Raw genomic sequence first — 17,161 nt, forward strand, 5'->3', positions numbered from 1 at the left:
TGGTCCCGCTCAGTGGCGTGCGGCCAGCTCCCCTGCCGCAGCCACCACCTCGGCCTCGCCCGGCAGCACCAGCAGGGCGGCACCGGCCAGCGGCGTGAAGGTGTCCGCCCCGACCACCCGTCGCAACGGCGTGGCACCGTAGCCACCCTCGACGATCGCGGTGATCACACCCTCGCCCACGCCGGCACTCTTGCGTCCCTCGTCGAGCACCAGGATGCGCCGGGCGGTTTTCGCCTGGGCCGCGATGAACGCGTCGTTGAGCGGCGCCAGCCAGCGCAGGTCGACCACGCGAACCTGCCAACCCAGCTCCTTTTCGATCGTGCGCGCCGCGCGCAACGCCATCGGCACGCCGTTGCCGAAAGTGAACACCACCAGATCGTTCGCCGTGTCGTTGTAGATGCGCCCCTCGCCCAGGGTCATCGCCCGATCCGGTGCGGGATAGTCGAACTGCCACTGACCGTCGGCAGGTTCGTACAGGTCCTTGGTCATGTACAGCGCGATCGGCTCGAGGAAGGCACACACGCGGCCATCGACCTTCGCCAAGGCCATCAGCGTGCGCAGCATCATCGCCGCGTCGTCGCCGCGAGAGGGGCAACCGACGACGAGGCCGGGGATATCGCGCAACGCGGTAATCGAGTTGTCGTTGTGGAAATGTCCGCCGAAACCCTTCTGGTAGCCCAGCGAGGCGATCCGCATCACCATCGGATTGCGGTACTGGTCGTTGGAGAAGAATTGCAGCGAGGATGCCTCGCCGCGGATCTGGTCGCAGGCGTTGTGGAAATACGCGAGGTACTGGATCTCCGGAATCGGCAGCATGCCCATGTTGGCGTAGCCCTGGGCCATGCCCAGGATCATCGTTTCGTCCAGCAGCGTGTTGAACACGCGGCTGCCCTTGAACGTCTTGTTGAGGCCCTTGGTGACGGTGTACACGCCGCCCTTCTGCGCCACGTCCTCGCCGAACAGCAGGGCCTGCGGATACTTCGCCAGCAGGTCGTGCAACGCCTGGTTGATCTGGATCGCCAGATGCCGCGGCGGCTGGTTTTCCGGCAACTTCGCTTCGCCGCCGAACACGGCCAGGCGCTTGTCGGTGTAGTCGATGCGCTCGGCCTCGGCCTTCACCGCCGCCGGCGTATACGGCGCCAGCGGCTTCATCACGTCGGCCAGCGAGGTCAGCCGGTGCCGCGAATCCGCATCCTCGGCCGCCGCAAAGCAGCGCCTGCGGGTGGCCTCGTACAGGTTCAGCAGCTCGTCCCTGTCGTACAGGCCGGATTGCAGCGCGATGGCCGCCGACCGCAGCAGCGGATCGGTCGACTCCACCGCGAACAGCTCCTCGATGCTGCGCCACTCGATTTCGAAATCGGTGCCGGCATGACCCATCACGCGGGTGGTCTTCAGATGCAGGAAGGTCGGGCGACGGGTCGTGCGGCAATGCTCCACCGCACGCCGCACCTGCGCGTAGCCTTCGGCCAGGTCGAGCCCGTCGGCGAAGAAATAGTCGAGATCGGGGCGATGCCGGAAATTGTTCGCGATCCAGCCGCCGGGCGTCTTCACCGAAATGCCGATGCCGTTGTCCTCGCACACGTAGAGCACCGGCGCAGGCAGCTTCTGGTAAGCCGTCCAGGCGGCCGTATTGAATGCGGTCTGGGCGGTGGCGTGATTGCTGGAAGCATCGCCGAACGAGCAGATCGCGATGCTGTCGTCGGGGATCGGCAACGGATGGCCGATGCGCCGCGCCTGCTCGATCGCCACCGCGGTACCGAATGCCTTGGGCAGGTGCGAGGCGATGGTGGAGGTCTGCGGCAGGACCCACAACGGCTTGCTGCCCCAGACCTTGTGCCGGCCGCCGGAGGCCGGGTCGTCCTTGCTGGCGGCAAAGCTCAGCGCCGAGTCGAGCACCGGATCCATCCCGGGAAGCTTGCGGAAGCGCTCGGCCATGAAGCCGCCGCTGCGGTAATGCAGGAACGCCGGATCCGTGTGCCGGGTCAGCCTCGCCACCATCGCGTTGCCCTCGTGACCGCTGGAGCCGATCGTGTAGAACACCTTGTTCTGCACCCGCAGCACGCGTGCCATCAGGTCCAGGTGCCGCGAGATCAGCTGCGATTCGAACAACTCGCGAAAGCCCTTCGCATCCAGCGCGCTGCCGGCCAGCACCGGCTCGTCGTCGCGCGGTGCCGCTCCCGCCTCGCCCCGCCACAGCTGGACGAACTCGATGAAGTTCTGGTCGACGACCTCGGCACGGTTGAAACCCTTGTGACGGGCACTGATGGCGAACGGAATGGACATGGCGTGGTTTCGGAAAAGGGTGGAAGAATGATGCAAGAGTCCGCTGCTGCGGCTATGCCGTGGCCAACCTGAAGACGTCGGTCAGCGGCAGGCTCCTGCAACGGGGATTCGACGTCAATGCTGCATCGGACTGTACCCGGGTTGTGCCTGCACGCGAGCGAGCCAGGCGCGGATATTCGGGTACGCGGACAGGTCGAAACCGCCGTCACCGGCGCAGTGGGTGTACGCGTACAGCGCGATGTCGGCGATGCCGTAGCGCTCGCCGACGAACCACGTGCGCGTGGCCAGGTGCTGCTCCATCACGGCCAGCGCCTGCGCGCCCCGCTGCAGCAGCGACGGCAGCTCGGCCTGGCGTGGATGATCGGGCGGCAACCAGTTGCGGATGAAGCGTGCCACCGCGATGCATGGCTCGTGGCTGTACTGCTCGAAGAACAGCCATTGCAGGGTCTGCGCGCGCAGCCAGGGATCCTGCGGCCAGAACGCCGTGCCCTCGGCAAGAAAACACAGGATGGCGTCGGACTCCGCCAGCAGGCGGCCGTCCTCCAGCTCCAGCAGGGGCACCTTGCCGTTCGGATTCCTGGCCAGGTAGGCGGCCGTTCGCGTCTCGCCATGGGCACTGTCGACATCCACCCAGCGATAGTCGCGGCCCAGCTGATCGAGCAGCAACTGCAGCTTGTAACAGTTGCCCGATGCGCGCATCCCATAAATCGTGATCATTGCAACTCCCCGGTCAGTAGCTTCAACGACAGCAGGCGTTGCCGATCCTTCAGACGGCCGAAACTTTCCAGCAGACGAATCTGCTCCGCCACCGTCGGCACCGCCACGGCCACGCCGGCGATATCCAGCTCAACGACTTCTCCGATGGTCACCGGCATCCACCCGTCGGCGCCACGGACTTCGAGCCCACCCATGACCTCCACCGCCAGACCGGGAAACACGAACCGGGCGAAGCGCGAACGGAAGCGTTCGACACCCTCTTGCGGCAATGCCGGATCCCGTCGTGCCTGCCAGTGCTCGATCAGACTCTCCGCATCGCGCCTGCTGGTCAGCGCGTCCAGATCGGCCACGCTGACGTCCGCGCCGATCAATCGCGCCGCGCCACTGCCGATCACCACCCACGGGTCGCGGCAGCAATGCCACAGGTCGGGCACGGCAACGCGAAGCACCTCGCGCAACACCCTCTCGGCATCCACATCGGTGCAGGCGGTCATGATCGTGTGCGGCGTCGCCATTGCTCGCGTGTCTGCAACCAGATCTCGTTGGGCGAGTCCTCGTACGGCACCGGCAGCTTGCAGGGACCGCGACAGACCGAACCGAGCCGCCGGGCCAGTGCCTGCGAGGCGCGGTTGTCCGGATGGATCGAATGGATGATCTCGGTCCAGTCAAGGTTGGCAAAGGACCAGTCGATCGCCGCGATACAGCCTTCGTATGCGTAGCCCTTGCCCCAAGCCGAGCGGGCCAGGCCCCAGCCCACCTCGGTACCGGGCCAGCCCTCCGGATGCCACGGCCCCAGTTGTCCGATCCACTGACCACTGGTTTTTTCGATCACCGAGAACATCGAAAAGCCCTGGATCATCCACGCCCCGGCCTTGCCAAGGAAACTCCGCCAGGCAACGGCGCGTGCCTGCGGTCCGCCGATGAACCGGGTTGCCTCGGCATCCGCCATCTTTGCGGCATAGGCATCGAAATCCTCCGCCCGCGGCGGGCGCAGGATCAGCCGCTCGGTCTCGATGCGCAGCGAATCGACATTCATCGCTCCGACGCTCCGCTTCAGAATGCGTTGATGCCGGTCAGTTCGCGGCCCACCACCAACTCATGCACCGTCTCGGTGCCTTCATAGGTGATCACCGATTCCAGGTTCAGCGCATGGCGAATCGCGCCGTGCTCGGTGGTGATGCCGGCGCCGCCGAGGATGTCGCGGCACTGGCGCGCGATGTCGATCGCCATGCGGCAGTTGTTCCACTTGGCCAGCGAGACCTGGGTCGGCTGCATCTTGCCGGCGTCCTTCAGACGGCCCAGTTGCAGCGACAGCAGCTGCGCGGTGGTGATGCGCCGGGCCATGTCGGCCAGCTTCAGCTGCACGGCCTGGTTCGCGGCCAGCGGACGATCGAACAGGATGCGCTCGGCGGTGTAGTCGATCACTTCCTTCAGACAGGCCTGGGCGGCGCCGATCGGGCCCCAGGTGATGCCGTAACGGGCCTGGGTGAGGCAGCCCAGCGGTCCCTTCAGCCCTTTCACATGGGGCAGCCGCGCGCTGTCCGGCACGCGTACGTTGTCGAAGAACAGCGCGCTGGTGACCGAGGCACGCAGGCTCATCTTCTTGTGGATTTCCTGCGCCTTGAAGCCGGCCGTGTCGGTCGGCACCACGAAGCCCTGGATGCCTTCCTCGGTCTGCGCCCATACGATCGCGATGTGCGCCAGGTTGCCGTTGGTGATCCACATCTTCGCGCCGTTGATGACCCAGTCGCCGCCATCCTTCTTCGCGTGGGTCTTCATGTTGGCCGGGTCGGAGCCGCCGTGCGGCTCGGTCAGGCCGAAGCAGCCGATCACCTCACCGGCCGACATCCGCGGCAGGTAATGCTTTTTCTGCTCCTCGCTACCGTAGGCAAAGATCGGGTACATGCACAGCGAACTCTGCACCGAGGCGAAGCTGCGCAGGCCGGAATCACCGCGCTCCAGTTCCTGGCAGATCAGGCCGTAGCTGACCCCGTTCATGCCGGCACCGCCGTATTCCTCGGGAATCGTGGCGCCCAGCAGGCCCAGCGCGGCAATCTCCGGAATCAGCTCCTTCGGAAAGCGGGCCTGGTCGAAGCAGTCGCCGATGATCGGCAGCACGCGCTCGTCGACGAAGCGGCCGACGGTGTCCTGCACCATGCGCTCCTCGTCGGTGAGCAGCGAACGGACATCGTACAGATCGAGCGGATTCAGACGGGCAGCCATGAAATCTCCGGAAACGGTCGCGTAAAAACCGCTATTGTAGCGCGGGACTCGGGCGCGCACAGGCGTCTTTGCGGCGGACGCGGACAGGCTGGATCCGGCCCTGCAGCGGCCCGCCCCGCTCCCCTCCACACGGGAATCCCATGTTCAAAGGTGTCCTGCTCGGCTTCATGGCATTTGCCGCCTACGCGTTCAGCGATGCCTTCGTGAAATCGCTGCGCGGCTCCCTGCCCGCCTACGAGGCAGTGTTCTTCGGCGCCAGCATGGGGCTGACCGCGTTGCCGTTCATCAAGGGACGTGGCGATCGCTGGCGTGAGGTGCTGCTGGTCCAGCGCCAGGGCCTGTGGCTGGTGCGGGCGGCCGCCAGCGCCATCGGGAGTATCGCGGCGGTGGTCGCCTTCACTGCGCTGCCGATGGCCGAGGCGTTCGCACTGATCTTCCTGCTGCCGATCTTCGTCACGATCCTGTCGGTACTGGTGCTCAAGGAGCACGTCGGCTGGCGCCGCTGGTCGGCCGTGGTCGCCGGGTTCGTCGGCGTGCTGGTGGTGCTGCGGCCAGGCTTCCGCGCGCTCGGTATCGGTCACCTGGCGGCGATCGTCTGCGGCCTCAGCGGCGCCATCTCGATGATCGCCATGCGCCTGGCCGGTCCGCACGAAAAGCGCATCGGCCTGTATGGCGCCGGCATCATCGGCTCGATGCTGTTCACCGGCGTGCTGATGCTGGCCGATTTCCGCTGGCCGCATCCCGGCCAGTGGTTGCTCCTGCTCGGCTACGGCCTGCTCTCCGCGCTGGGTTCGGTATTGCTGATGCTGGCCACCCGCAAGGCGCCGGCCAACCACGTCGCGCCGACCCAGTACAGCCAGATGCTGTGGGCCGTGGTGCTCGGCTACCTTGTATTCCATGACCGGCTGGACTGGCCGATGGCGATCGGCATCACGATCATCCTCGGCGCCGGGCTGTTCACCTTCGTGCGCGAGGACAAGGTCACCCGCTGGTGGCGGCGCACGCGGGTGATCTGAAGCCGACCGTTACCCGGACCCGGCGAGGGGGGACCACGAGGCCGGGGTCGTCCAGCAGGAACAGCACGTCCGGGGCAACCGCCGGCAAGGCCGGGATCAGCCGGCCGCCGCCAGGGCATGCAGATGCTTCGCGCGAAGCGCCAGTGCGACGCGAAGTCTTGCCGGGGTGCGTATCTCGAAGTCGAACGGCAGCGCGGCCAGCTGGCGGGCGAACCAGGCCAGGTCGTCCGCGCTGGTCCGCAACAGCACACCGCCGTCGCCCGGCTCGAGCAGGCCGAAGGCGAGCGAGAACGCGCGGCGCGCGGTCTGCAGGTCCGTGCGCAACAGCACCTCGATCGGCCGGCCGTGCGGGATCGTGGCGATGCCGCGCAGCAGCTGATCGAGCGCATCGAAGCCGGGCGGTCGACGGAACGGCCGGTCGAGCCCGTTCACCGCGCCGATCCGGTCGAGCCGGAACGAACGCAGGTCGTGGCGCAGATGGCACATGCCCACCGCGTACCAGGCACCGGCCCACCAGGCCAGCCCGTACGGGTCGAATTCGCGTTCGGTATGCGCACCCGCCGCCGAGTCGTAGCTCATGTGCACCCGCTGCCGGGTCTGCGCCGCACGGGTCAGCGCCATCAGTGCCGCGTTGCTTCCGGGCGCATGCGCGGCAGACTGCAGGTCGACCTTCACCGTATCGGCGATCGCCCCCACCTGCTGCTTCAGGCTGTCGGGCATGACCCGGGCCAGCTTCGCCTGCACGCTTTCGACTGCCGGCGCGGCCTGGGCCAGGCCCAGCCCGCGCGCCGCCACCATGCCCACCGACAAAGCCACCGCCTCGTCGTTGGTGAACATCATCGGCGGCAGCTTGAATCCGGCCACCAGCATGTAGGCACCGTGGCGACCGCGCTCGGCGGTGAGCGGGATGCCGAGATCCTCCAGCATCACGATGTAGCGGCGCAGCGTGCGCACGTCCACACCCACCCGGCGCGCCAGCTCCGAGCCGCTCATCCGGCCGTGGCTCTGCAACAGATCCAGCACGGCCAGCACACGGGTGGTGGGTTTGGTCATGGCTCGCATTCTATCCATTAATCAGGGCGTAATTTGTCCTGTTTTAGCCCTAACGTGATGCCGACCACGACCACCAGGGGTTACCTCATGAAGCGCGTCAAACGTCTGCTACCCGGCATCGCCTCGCTCGTCGCCTGTACCGCCATGCATGCGGCACACGGCCAACCCGTCGACGCGACCGCGATGCAAAGCGTGCAGCACCTGCACGATTTCCAGGTCGTCGAGTTCCGCCGCTACACCACCAGCGCCGGCGAGCGGGCGCACTTCGTGAAGTATTTCGACACTTATTTCCCCGAAGCCTTCGAACAGCTGGGCGCGATGGTGTTCGGGCAGTTCACCGAACGCGGCAACCCCGACCACTTCACCTGGCTGCGCGGCTTCAAGGACATCCATGCCCGCCCGGTCGTCAATGCCGCGTTCTACTACGGCCCGCTGTGGAGGGAGCACCGGCTCAAGGTCAACGCGATCCTGCCCGACAGCGACAACGTGATGCTGCTGCGTCCGCTGCAAGCGGAATCCGCCATCACGGTGCTGCCGGCGGTCGACCCGGTGATCGAGGAACAGGGCGCGCAGGGCATCGTGGTAGCGCAGATCTTCGCGGTGAAGAAGGGCCACGAGGACACCTTCGCGAAGCAGGCGCAGGCAGCCTTTGCCGACTACCGCATCGACGGCGTCCATCCGGCCGGCGTGCTGGTGACGCTGGATGTGCCGAACAACTTTCCGCAACTGCCGATCCGCAGCGATGGCCCGTTCCTGGTCTGGCTGGGCGTGGTCCGCGACAACACCACCCTCGATCGACAACTGGCCCCCCGGCTGACCTCCGCCGAACACGCCCTCGCCGGCACCGGCCTGCTTCGCGGCGCGCCGGAACGCATCGTGATGGATCCCACGCCGCGCTCGCGCCTGCGCTGGCTGCCGGACGTCCGCGACGAGGCAACGCGATGAATCACTACGAGCAGTTGTGGCTGTTCTTCGCCCTGGTGTTCGGCATCGTGGTGCTGCCCGGCCTCGACATGGCCTTCGTCATGGGCAGCGCGCTGGCCGGTGGTCGTGGTCGCGGCTTGGCGGCCGTGGCCGGCATCGTCGCGGGCGGCGTCTGCCACGTGGTGATGACGGCGCTGGGCATCAGCATGCTGATCAAGCTGGTCCCCGGTGCGTTCAACGCCCTGCTGCTGGCCGGCGCGCTGTACATCGCCTGGATCGGCATCTCGCTGATGCGCAGCGACGACGCCTTCGGCCTGAAGCCGGACACCGGCAGGCGCTCCGCCACGGCCACGTTTCGCCGCGGCATGCTGACCAGCCTGCTCAACCCCAAGGCCTACCTGTTCATGCTGGCCGTGTTCCCGCAGTTCCTGCGTCCGGACTACGGACTGATCTGGCTGCAGGCGTTGATCCTGTGGCTGATCATCGCGCTCAACCAGGTGTGCGTTTACGGCGGAGTGGCCCTGATGGCCGATCGCGCACGAGTGTGGCTGCAGGGCAAGCCGGCAGCGGGAGCGCTCGCCACGCGCTGCGTCGGTATCCTGCTGGTCGCCGCGGCGATGTTCACCGGATTCGAGGGCTGGCAGCGGCTGTAACCGGGCCATGATGCATGTCGCTCCGCTCTCGATCGTTCGCCGCACCGGGCCTTCTTTCCCTGTCGACGTGGAAATATGGATACCGTGGCCACGACGGGCACGAAAAACCGAGGCGAACACTTGCACGATGCCCGATGCCCCGGTTCGACCAGCAGGAGACGGTCGGCACGCCGTCGCTCGGAACGCTCAATTCGGTGCGGACCACGTTTTCTGACAAGCGGGCTATGCGCAAGCAGCCAGGTCTGGCGTCGTAGCGTTCGAGTACGAACGTGAACATGGGGTCGGATTCGCTTCGACCCGAATCAGTCGATAAACCACTCGATGAGCGCGCGATTGACGGCCTCGGGTTGTTCGAGCGTCGAAGCATGACCGCAGTTTTCGACGACCACGAGCCGCGCGTGGGGGATGGCCGCGGCCATTTCCCGGGAGTGTTCCGGCGGGATGAGCGGGTCGCTGTCGCCGACCAGGACGAGCGTTGGCACGGTGATGCCCGGCAGGCTGGGACGGGAGTCGCTGCGCCCAATGCAGGCCTCGAGCTGCCTTGCCATGCCTTCGATGCCCACGGTCAATCCCATGCGTACATTGATTGCACGCAGCACGGGGTCGCCTTGATGGGCTGGGTGCAATATCGCGCCGTAGACCTGTGTCAGCAGCGCCTCGAAGTTTTCTTGGCTGGCCTGGGCAATCAGGGAACGCCTCTGTGCAGTCTGGTCGGGGGTGTCAGGACGGGCCGAGGTATCGAGCAACGCTAGCCTGGATATGCGCTCGGGAGCTTGCCGCATGATCTCGAAGCAGATGTACCCGCCCATGGAGATGCCGGCGAGGGCAAAGCGCGGAGGTGCGACATCGAGAATAGCGGTAGCAATCCCGGCGATGGTACGGCCCTCCAGCGTAGATGCGATGGTGACGGGACCATGGGGCCACAGGGCTGCGACCTGGGGAGCGAACACTTCGGAGGTGCAAAGCAGGCCGGGAACAAGAACGATGGGGGGCATGTACCGCATCCGCTGGAAAAAGGCTGGGTCCGCGGGCGTCTTCCTGCGTCTGAATCGTGCAGATGTTCGCCACGGCAATCGCCGCTAGTGTGGGGCACGAATCATAGCAAGCGGCCCGTAGTCCGCTTCGCGCGGTTGATCACATCGACTTCAGTGCGCCCCAACGCCACTGGATTTGGCTGGGGTCAACCCCCGTCACTCCGCTTTTGCTCTTTTGCTCGCTTCGTCAGATCCAGTGGCTCCGCTTTAAAGCGCACACCTGACGAGGCGGGGCAGTCGACCTTCATCCCGCTACGCGACCTGATACCGAATGAGAAATAATGGCCAGCCTTCCCAAAAGCGGGCGTTCGCGGCCGGCAGCAACGGGTCGAAAATGAACGTCCAACAAACCGCTGCTGGTCAACGCAGCCTCAGCGGTTGCTCACCCCGTGCGGCACGTGCCCCGTCGCCACATGCTTGCGGGCGGACTCGACGTTGGCGGGGGAGTCGTCGAAGAAGATGTCGGCGCCGAAGGCATCGAGGAACGGGCCCTTGTCGCGACCGCCGAGGAACAGTGCCTCGTCGATACGCACGCCCCACTTGCGCAGGGTCAGGATCACGCGCTTGTGCGCGGGTGCGGAACGGGCGGTGACCAGGGCGGTGCGGATCGGCGAGTCCTCGGCCGGGAACGCGGTCTGCAGCCGGTGCAGCGCGGTGAGGAAGCCCCGGAACGGTCCGACCGACAGCGGCTCGCCGGCGTGTTCGGTCTCGCTGCGATGGAAGGCCTCGAGGCCTTCCTCGCGCGACACGCGCTCGCCTTCGTCGCCGAACAGCACCGCGTCGCCGTCGAAGGCGATGCGCAATTGTTCGCTGGCGCGTGGGCGCGCGGTGCTGGGCAGGATGGTGGCCGCGGCCACGCCGGCGGCCAGTGCGCGGCCCACGTCCTCGGCGTTGGCGGAGAGGAACAGATCGGCCTTGAACGGCGCGATGTAGTCGGAGGTCGGTGCGCCGCTGGTGAAGGCGGCGCGGCTGATTTCCAGGCCGTAATGCTGGATCGCGTTGAAGATGCGCAGGCCGGTGTCGCCGGAATTGCGCGACAGCAGGATCACCTCGACCGGCGGCACGTCGCCGGCCAGCCGGTTCAGTCCCAGCAGCTTCTGCACCAGCGGGAAGGCCACGCCCGGCTGCAGGATCTCGTTCTCGTGCTCGATCTGGAACGAGCGGTACGCATCCAGGCCGTCGCGCTCGAACAACGCGTGGCTGTCGCCGAGATCGAACAGAGCGCGCGAGGAAATGGCCACCACGAGGCGGTTGTCGGTAGCTGAGGCAGGGTCGTGGCTGGAAGCAGGATCGGGCATACCGTGAATCTACCGCATTGAGCGAGGAGTGAGTGAAGAGGCGTGAGAAACGAGAGGAGGGCTGGTGCCGGCTTTCTCTCACTCCTCTTCACTCACTCCCGCCTTTTCATTCCGCGGCGAACTGCTCGTCGAGGATGCGCTGTTCCAGGTTGTGTTCCGGATCGAACAGCAGGCGCACACCCTGCCCTCCCGATTGCCGGATCGAGACCGTGCGCACGTCGCGCACCTCATGGAAGTCGGCGGTCGCGCTGACGGGGCGCTTGCCCGGATCGAGCACGCGCAGGATCACCTCGGTGCGATGCGGCAGGATCGCGCCGCGCCAGCGGCGCGGTCGGAACGGGCTGATCGGGGTGAGTGCCAGCACGTTCGCGTCCAGTGGCAGGATCGGGCCGTGGGCGGACAGGTTGTAGGCAGTGGAGCCGGCCGGGGTCGAGACCAGGATGCCGTCACACACCAGGGTCGCCAGCTTCACCGTGTCGTTGAGCTGCACTTCCAGATGCGCCGCCTGGTTGCTCTGGCGCAACAGCGACACCTCGTTGAACGCGAGCCTGGTGCACTCCTCACCGTCCGCATCGGTCACCTGCATCTGCAGCGGGAACAGCGAGGCGGTATGCGAGCGCGCGATCCGTCCCGGCAGGTCGTCGAGCTTGTGCTTGTTCATCAGGAAGCCGACCCGCCCCAGTTTCATGCCGTAGACCGGCAACTCCAGCGCGCCGTAGGCATGCAGGGTGCGCAGCATGAAACCGTCGCCGCCCAGCGCCACGATCAGTTCGGCCTGCTCGGGCGGCACGTCGCCGTACCGATCCACCAGCTTGCGCCGCGCCTGCTGGGCGACACCGGTATCGCTGGCGACGAAGGCAAAGCGCATGCGTGGAACCCCTTGGCTGAAGTCGGCCCAGATTACACAGCATGAAGGCGCAAGACCATGACGGGTCCTGCGCCTTCATGCAGAGCCAACGGGCGGGCTCAGCCCACCGGCACCTGGGCCAGCTGGGCCAGACGGCGTACCGCGACCGAAGCGATCGGGTAGTCCGCATTCTGGGTGAGGATTTCCGCCAGCATGCTGCGGGTGTGCTGCAGCGTCGCGTCGTCCCGCTGCAGCCACGCCTGCACCGGCGAAATATCCGGGCGCTCGCCGGCCATGCCCAACACCTGCAGCGCCAGCGCACGATGCTGATGGTTCAGCTCGTCGAGCAGCGAGCCGCGTGCTTGCGCATGCCAGTGGCCCTCGACCGGCAGCGCCTCGATCTGACCGCGCAGCCATTCCAGATCCAGCGCTTCTTCCAGTTCGTAGAACACGCCGGCGACCCGCTCCATCGGCTGGCCGCTCTGCTGCACCACCTCGACCATGTCCAGCGCCGCGCGCAGATCCGGCATGCGGGCCAGCCGCAGGGCCAGCTCGGCCGGCAGGCCCAGACCCTCCCATTTCTCCTGGGTGCTGGAGAAGTCCGCCTTGCCGGTCGGCGTCAACACCTCCGGCAGGACCTTGCGCAGGGCGTAGACACCTGCCTGGTAACGCTCGACGTTGGCGGCGATGTCCAGCGAGCCACCGGGACGATTCAGCAGCCAGCGCGTCATGTGACGCAGCAGCGACCAGACCTGCTTGATCGCGTCGATCTGGGTGTCCTCGGCGACCTGGCTGTCGAGCGCCTCGACCAGCGCCCACAACTCGCGCGCGTCGAGGATCTCGCGCGCCGCGGTGTACGCCTTGGCGATCGCAGCCGGACGCTGGCCGGTGTCCTCCTGCATGCGCATCATGAAGGTCGCGCCCATGCGGTTGATCGTCGAGTTGGTCACCGCGGTGGCGATGATCTCGCGCTTCAGCCGATGGCGCTGCATGTGCTCGGCATACTTCTCGTGCAGCGGCGCCGGGAAGTAGCGCACCAGTTCCTTCGACAGGTACGGATCTTCCGGCACGTCCGAATCCAGCAATTGCTGGAACAGGCGGATCTTGTCGTACGAGAGCAGCACCGCCAGCTCCGGTCGGGTCAGTCCGTGCCCGCGACTCTTGCGCTCGATCAGCTCCGCTTCGGAAGGCAGGTTCTCCACCTGGCGGTCCAGCGTCCCCTCGACTTCCAGCGTGCGGATGAAATGCGCCATCGAACCGATGCGGCTCACCGACTGATGTTCCATCAGGGTGATCGCCTGGTTCTGCCGGTAGTTGTCCCACAGCACCAGCTGGCCGACCTCGTCGGTCATCGCCGCCAGTTGCGCGTTGCGTGCGTCGTCGCTGAGCTCGCCACGCTGCACCGCATCGTTGAGCAGGATCTTGATGTTCACCTCGTGATCGGAGGTATCCACGCCGGCGGAGTTGTCGATGAAATCGGTATTCAGCAGCACGCCGTGCTGGGCCGCCTCGATACGCCCCTTCTGGGTCATGCCGAGGTTGCCGCCCTCACCGACGACCTTGCAGCGCAGCTCGGCGCCGTTGACGCGCAGCGCGTTGTTGGCGCGATCGCCGACGTCGGCATGGGTCTCGGTGGACGACTTCACGTAGGTACCGATGCCGCCGTTCCACAGCAGGTCCACCGGCGCCTTGAGGATCGCGCTGAGCAGGTCGCTGGGTGCCATGTGTTCGACGTCGGCCTTCAGACCGAGCACCGCGCGCACCTCCGGCGTGACCGGAATCGACTTGGCACTGCGCGGATAGACGCCGCCGCCGGCGGAAATCAGCGACTTGTCGTAATCGTCCCAGCTCGAGCGCGGCAGCTTGAACATGCGCTCGCGCTCGACGAACGAGCGCTCGATGTCGGGATTCGGATCGAAGAAGATGTGGCGGTGGTCGAACGCCACCTGCAGGCGGATGTGCCGCGACAGCAACATGCCGTTGCCGAACACGTCACCGGACATGTCGCCGATGCCGACGCAGGTGAAATCCTCGGTCTGGCAATTGCGCCCCAGCGCCCGGAAATGGCGCTTCACCGATTCCCATGCGCCCTTGGCGGTGATGCCCATCACCTTGTGGTCGTAGCCGTTGGAACCGCCGGAAGCAAACGCGTCGCCCAGCCAGAAACCATGCTCGATCGAGATCGCGTTGGCGATGTCCGAGAACGTGGCCGTGCCCTTGTCCGCAGCCACCACCAGGTAGGGATCGTCGCCGTCATGGCGAACCACGTCGTGCGGCGGCACCATCGCACCCTCGACGATGTTGTCGGTGATGTCGAGCAGGCCGCTGATGAACATGCGGTAGCAGGCGATGCCCTCTGCCTGCTGCGCATCACGGTCGCCACCCAGCGGGGCCTTCTTGACGAAGAAACCGCCCTTGGAGCCGACCGGCACGATCACCGTGTTCTTGACCATCTGCGCCTTGACCAGGCCCAGCACCTCGGTACGGAAATCCTCGCGGCGGTCGGACCAGCGCAAGCCGCCACGCGCCACCGCGCCGAAGCGCAGGTGGATGCCCTCCACGCGCGGCGCGCATACCCAGATCTCCCGGTACGGCACCGGCTTGGGCAGTTCGGGGACCTGGTGCGAGTCGAGCTTGTAGCTGATGTAGTCGCGATGCTGACCGTCCCACTTCTGGAAGAAGCTGGTGCGCAAGGTGCCCCGGATCAGCGCCACGAAACTGCGCAGGATCCGATCCTCGTCGAGGCTGGAGACCTCCTCGAGCAGCGCGCCGATGACCTGTTCGACCACCCGGATCTGTTCATCGCGGGGCCTGGACAGCACCGCGCTCAGACCCTCGATCAGGGCCGGTTGTGCGGCCTGCAGCTGGTCCGGGATCAGCGCATGCATCTCCGCCGCCAGGGTGGCACCGGCGGCTTTCAGCTCTTCCGCGGAAAGCGCTTCGCGACGCGGATCGAACTTCGCCAGGAACAGCTCGACCAGCAGGCCGGCGATGGCCGGATAGCGGTTGAGGGTCTCTTCCATGTACGACTGCGAGAACGTGGCGCCGGTCTGCAGCAGGTATTTGCAATAGCCACGCAGCATCGCCACCTGGCGCCAGCTGAGCTTGGCGCCCAGCACCAGCCGGTTGAAACCGTCGCTCTCGGCCTGGCCGCGCCAGATCTGCTCGAAGGCGTCCTCGAACAGGGCGCCGACCTGCTCGACGCTGAAGGTGAGCCGGCCGACCGGCTGCACCTCGAAATCCTGGATCGACAGCGGTGCATCGCCGGGAATCTCGTAGACGTGCTCGGTGAGCACGCGCAGGCCCAGGTTCTCCAGCTGCGGCAGCACTTCGGACAGGGCAATGTCGCCGCCGCTGCGATAGACCTTGAAGCGCAGTTTTTCCGGCGCGTGGGGCGGATGGTAGAACGACATGCGCAGGGCGTTGTCGCCCTGCAGCAGCGACAGCTGGTGGATGTCATCGGCCGCCACGACCGGACTCACGTCCTCGACGTAGCCCGCAGGCATCGACTTGGCATAGCGGTTGGCCAGCACCACGCCTTCATGCTCGCCACGCGACTGCACCAGCGCATCGCGGAGGTCGTCGTACCAGTTGCGCACGATGGCCGCCACGCCGCTTTCCAGCACCGCGATATCGGGCGTGGGGCGATCGCCGATCTTCGGCCGGACCACCACGTAGAGGCGGGCCAGCACGTCGTCGCCCATCAGCACGGCCGAATCGAGGTGTTCGCCGCGCAAGCCGTCCTTGAGCAGATGCTCGATGCGCTCGCGCACCGTGGTGTTGAACCGCTCGCGCGGCACGAACACCAGGCAGGTGAAGAAACGGCCGTAGCGGTCCCCGCGCACGAACAGCCGCGTGCGGGAGCGCTGGCGCACTTCGAGAATGCCGGTGGCGGTGGCGTACAACTCGTCCTCGCTGCTCTGGAACAGCTCGTCGCGCGGCAGCATCTCGAGCACGTTGGCCAGCGACTTGCCGGAGTGCGAATCGCGCTTCAGGCCCGAGCGCAGCATCACCGCCTCGACCTTCTGCCGCACCAGCGGCACGTCCTGCGGACGGGCCATGTAGGCATTGGAAGTGAACATGCCGAGGAAGCGCTGCTCGGCCACCGGCCTGCCGTCGGCGCCGAATTTCAGCACGCCGATGTAATCCATGTAGCCGGAACGGTGCACGTGCGAACGCGCGTTGGTCTTGGTCAGGATGATCGCATCGGTGGAACCCGACTGCGGCAGTTCGCTGGCAGCCAGCGTCCGCAACGAGCGCGGAGCCACGGACCGCTCGCTCTTGTGCAGGATGCCCAGACCCGAGGTATTGACGGCACGCAGCACGCGCTCGCCGTCGTCGTCGGTGACCTCGTATTCACGGTAGCCGAGGAACGTGAAATTGTCGTCGGCGACCCACTGCATGAACTCGCTGGCCTCGTCCACCGAAGCGGCGTCCAGCGGCAGTTGACGCTGCGGCAGCTCGCTGGCGATCGCCAGTGCCTTGTCGCGCATCGCCTCCCAGTCGTTCACGGCGGCGCGCACGTCGTCCAGCGCGGCCTCGACCTGTGCCTGCAATTGCTCCCGCTCGGTGGCATCGGCCGCCCGGTCGATCTCGAAGTGCATGACCGATTCGGCATTCCCCGAATCGTCGCCCAGGCTCTGCAAGGCGCCGGACGCATCGCGCACGACCTTCAGCACCGGATGGATCACCGCATGGATCTGCAGGTGGGTCGACACGATCATGCTGACCGTGTCGACCAGGAATGGCATGTCGTCGGTGACGATCTGCAACAGGCTGCGACCGGCATGCATATCCGCGGGATTCAGCACGCGGATCACGGCGCGCCCGGCCGGGCGTTGCTGCATGAAATCCAGCAGGCTGGTGACCAGCGCGGCCCACTGCATCGGCGTGTGCAGATCCACGTCGCCGCTGCCGATGCGCGCGAAGAAAGCCTCGCTGAAAACCTCGATCTCGGCGAGGCGCCGGGATGGCAAACCGCTCTTCTTCAGCTCTGCAAGCACGATCGACGGAAGGGACTGGTCATTCGTCGCACGGGTCAAATTCATGGCTTCTACTGGTCAGTGGAGACGTTGTTCGGGAACGCGGGTAAAAAGCCTCGAAAGGATACGCC

Annotated in this window: 13 protein-coding genes; 3 read left to right on the forward strand and 10 right to left on the reverse strand. The window is 66.2% G+C overall.

The annotated features are described in order from the left end of the window. Positions 1 to 9: 9 nt before the first annotated feature. The 5 genes from ACFPPA_RS11635 to ACFPPA_RS11655 all read right to left on the reverse strand — a co-directional run bounded on the left by ACFPPA_RS11635 (position 10) and on the right by ACFPPA_RS11655 (position 5,223). Complete coding sequence (locus tag ACFPPA_RS11635) at positions 10 to 2,283, reverse strand: thiamine pyrophosphate-dependent enzyme (RefSeq protein ID WP_377320005.1); 2,274 nt, start codon at positions 2,281 to 2,283, stop codon at positions 10 to 12. A 114-nt stretch (positions 2,284 to 2,397) separates the two neighbouring features. Next, entirely contained in the window at positions 2,398 to 3,000 is a 603-nt protein-coding gene (locus tag ACFPPA_RS11640) for a glutathione S-transferase family protein (RefSeq protein ID WP_377320007.1), read from the reverse strand. After that, on the reverse strand, positions 2,997 to 3,494 hold the full coding sequence (locus tag ACFPPA_RS11645; protein ID WP_377320009.1) for a nucleotidyltransferase family protein: 498 nt from the start codon (positions 3,492 to 3,494) through the stop codon (positions 2,997 to 2,999). The genes ACFPPA_RS11640 and ACFPPA_RS11645 overlap by 4 nt, the downstream gene beginning before the upstream one ends. Then, a complete protein-coding gene (locus ACFPPA_RS11650; protein WP_377320011.1) occupies positions 3,491 to 4,036 on the reverse strand; it encodes a GNAT family N-acetyltransferase in 546 nt (181 codons plus the stop codon). Before ACFPPA_RS11650 ends, ACFPPA_RS11645 begins: the two co-directional genes overlap by 4 nt. A 17-nt stretch (positions 4,037 to 4,053) precedes the next feature. After that, positions 4,054 to 5,223 (reverse strand): acyl-CoA dehydrogenase family protein, encoded by a 1,170-nt coding sequence (locus ACFPPA_RS11655; protein ID WP_377320013.1) that lies wholly within the window; start codon positions 5,221 to 5,223, stop codon positions 4,054 to 4,056. A gap of 140 nt (positions 5,224 to 5,363) precedes the next feature. Here ACFPPA_RS11655 and ACFPPA_RS11660 point away from each other — a divergent pair, with 140 nt between their 5' ends. Next, entirely contained in the window at positions 5,364 to 6,239 is an 876-nt protein-coding gene (locus tag ACFPPA_RS11660) for a DMT family transporter (protein ID WP_377320014.1), read from the forward strand. A gap of 96 nt (positions 6,240 to 6,335) precedes the next feature. Here ACFPPA_RS11660 and ACFPPA_RS11665 read toward each other — a convergent pair whose 3' ends face one another. Continuing rightward, on the reverse strand, positions 6,336 to 7,292 hold the full coding sequence (locus ACFPPA_RS11665) for a helix-turn-helix transcriptional regulator (RefSeq protein ID WP_377320016.1): 957 nt from the start codon (positions 7,290 to 7,292) through the stop codon (positions 6,336 to 6,338). A gap of 87 nt (positions 7,293 to 7,379) precedes the next feature. Between ACFPPA_RS11665 and ACFPPA_RS11670 the strand changes: the two genes are divergently transcribed. Together ACFPPA_RS11670 and ACFPPA_RS11675 are read left to right on the forward strand one after the other, a co-directional pair. Then, complete coding sequence (locus ACFPPA_RS11670; protein ID WP_377320018.1) at positions 7,380 to 8,237, forward strand: NIPSNAP family protein; 858 nt, start codon at positions 7,380 to 7,382, stop codon at positions 8,235 to 8,237. Next, positions 8,234 to 8,869, forward strand: coding sequence for a LysE family translocator (locus tag ACFPPA_RS11675; RefSeq protein ID WP_377320020.1), 636 nt, complete (start codon positions 8,234 to 8,236; stop codon positions 8,867 to 8,869). The genes ACFPPA_RS11670 and ACFPPA_RS11675 overlap by 4 nt, the downstream gene beginning before the upstream one ends. Before the next feature lie 302 nt (positions 8,870 to 9,171). Here ACFPPA_RS11675 and ACFPPA_RS11680 read toward each other — a convergent pair whose 3' ends face one another. From ACFPPA_RS11680 to ACFPPA_RS11695, 4 genes are all read right to left on the reverse strand, one after another. Beyond that, entirely contained in the window at positions 9,172 to 9,864 is a 693-nt protein-coding gene (locus ACFPPA_RS11680) for an alpha/beta fold hydrolase (RefSeq protein ID WP_377320022.1), read from the reverse strand. Positions 9,865 to 10,274: 410 nt separating this feature from the next. Further along, entirely contained in the window at positions 10,275 to 11,201 is a 927-nt protein-coding gene (locus tag ACFPPA_RS11685) for a 5'-nucleotidase (RefSeq protein ID WP_377320024.1), read from the reverse strand. 106 nt (positions 11,202 to 11,307) lie between these two features. After that, the gene (locus ACFPPA_RS11690; RefSeq protein ID WP_377320026.1) at positions 11,308 to 12,069 is read right to left on the reverse strand and encodes an NAD kinase; all 762 of its coding nucleotides are present in this window, start codon (positions 12,067 to 12,069) and stop codon (positions 11,308 to 11,310) included. A gap of 98 nt (positions 12,070 to 12,167) precedes the next feature. Continuing rightward, a complete protein-coding gene (locus tag ACFPPA_RS11695; protein WP_377320028.1) occupies positions 12,168 to 17,096 on the reverse strand; it encodes an NAD-glutamate dehydrogenase in 4,929 nt (1,642 codons plus the stop codon). Between the last annotated feature and the right edge of the window lie 65 nt (positions 17,097 to 17,161).

Origin of the sequence: Rhodanobacter ginsengisoli (assembly GCF_042657065.1) — a bacterium.
In the GTDB taxonomy this organism is placed as follows: domain Bacteria; phylum Pseudomonadota; class Gammaproteobacteria; order Xanthomonadales; family Rhodanobacteraceae; genus Rhodanobacter; species Rhodanobacter ginsengisoli.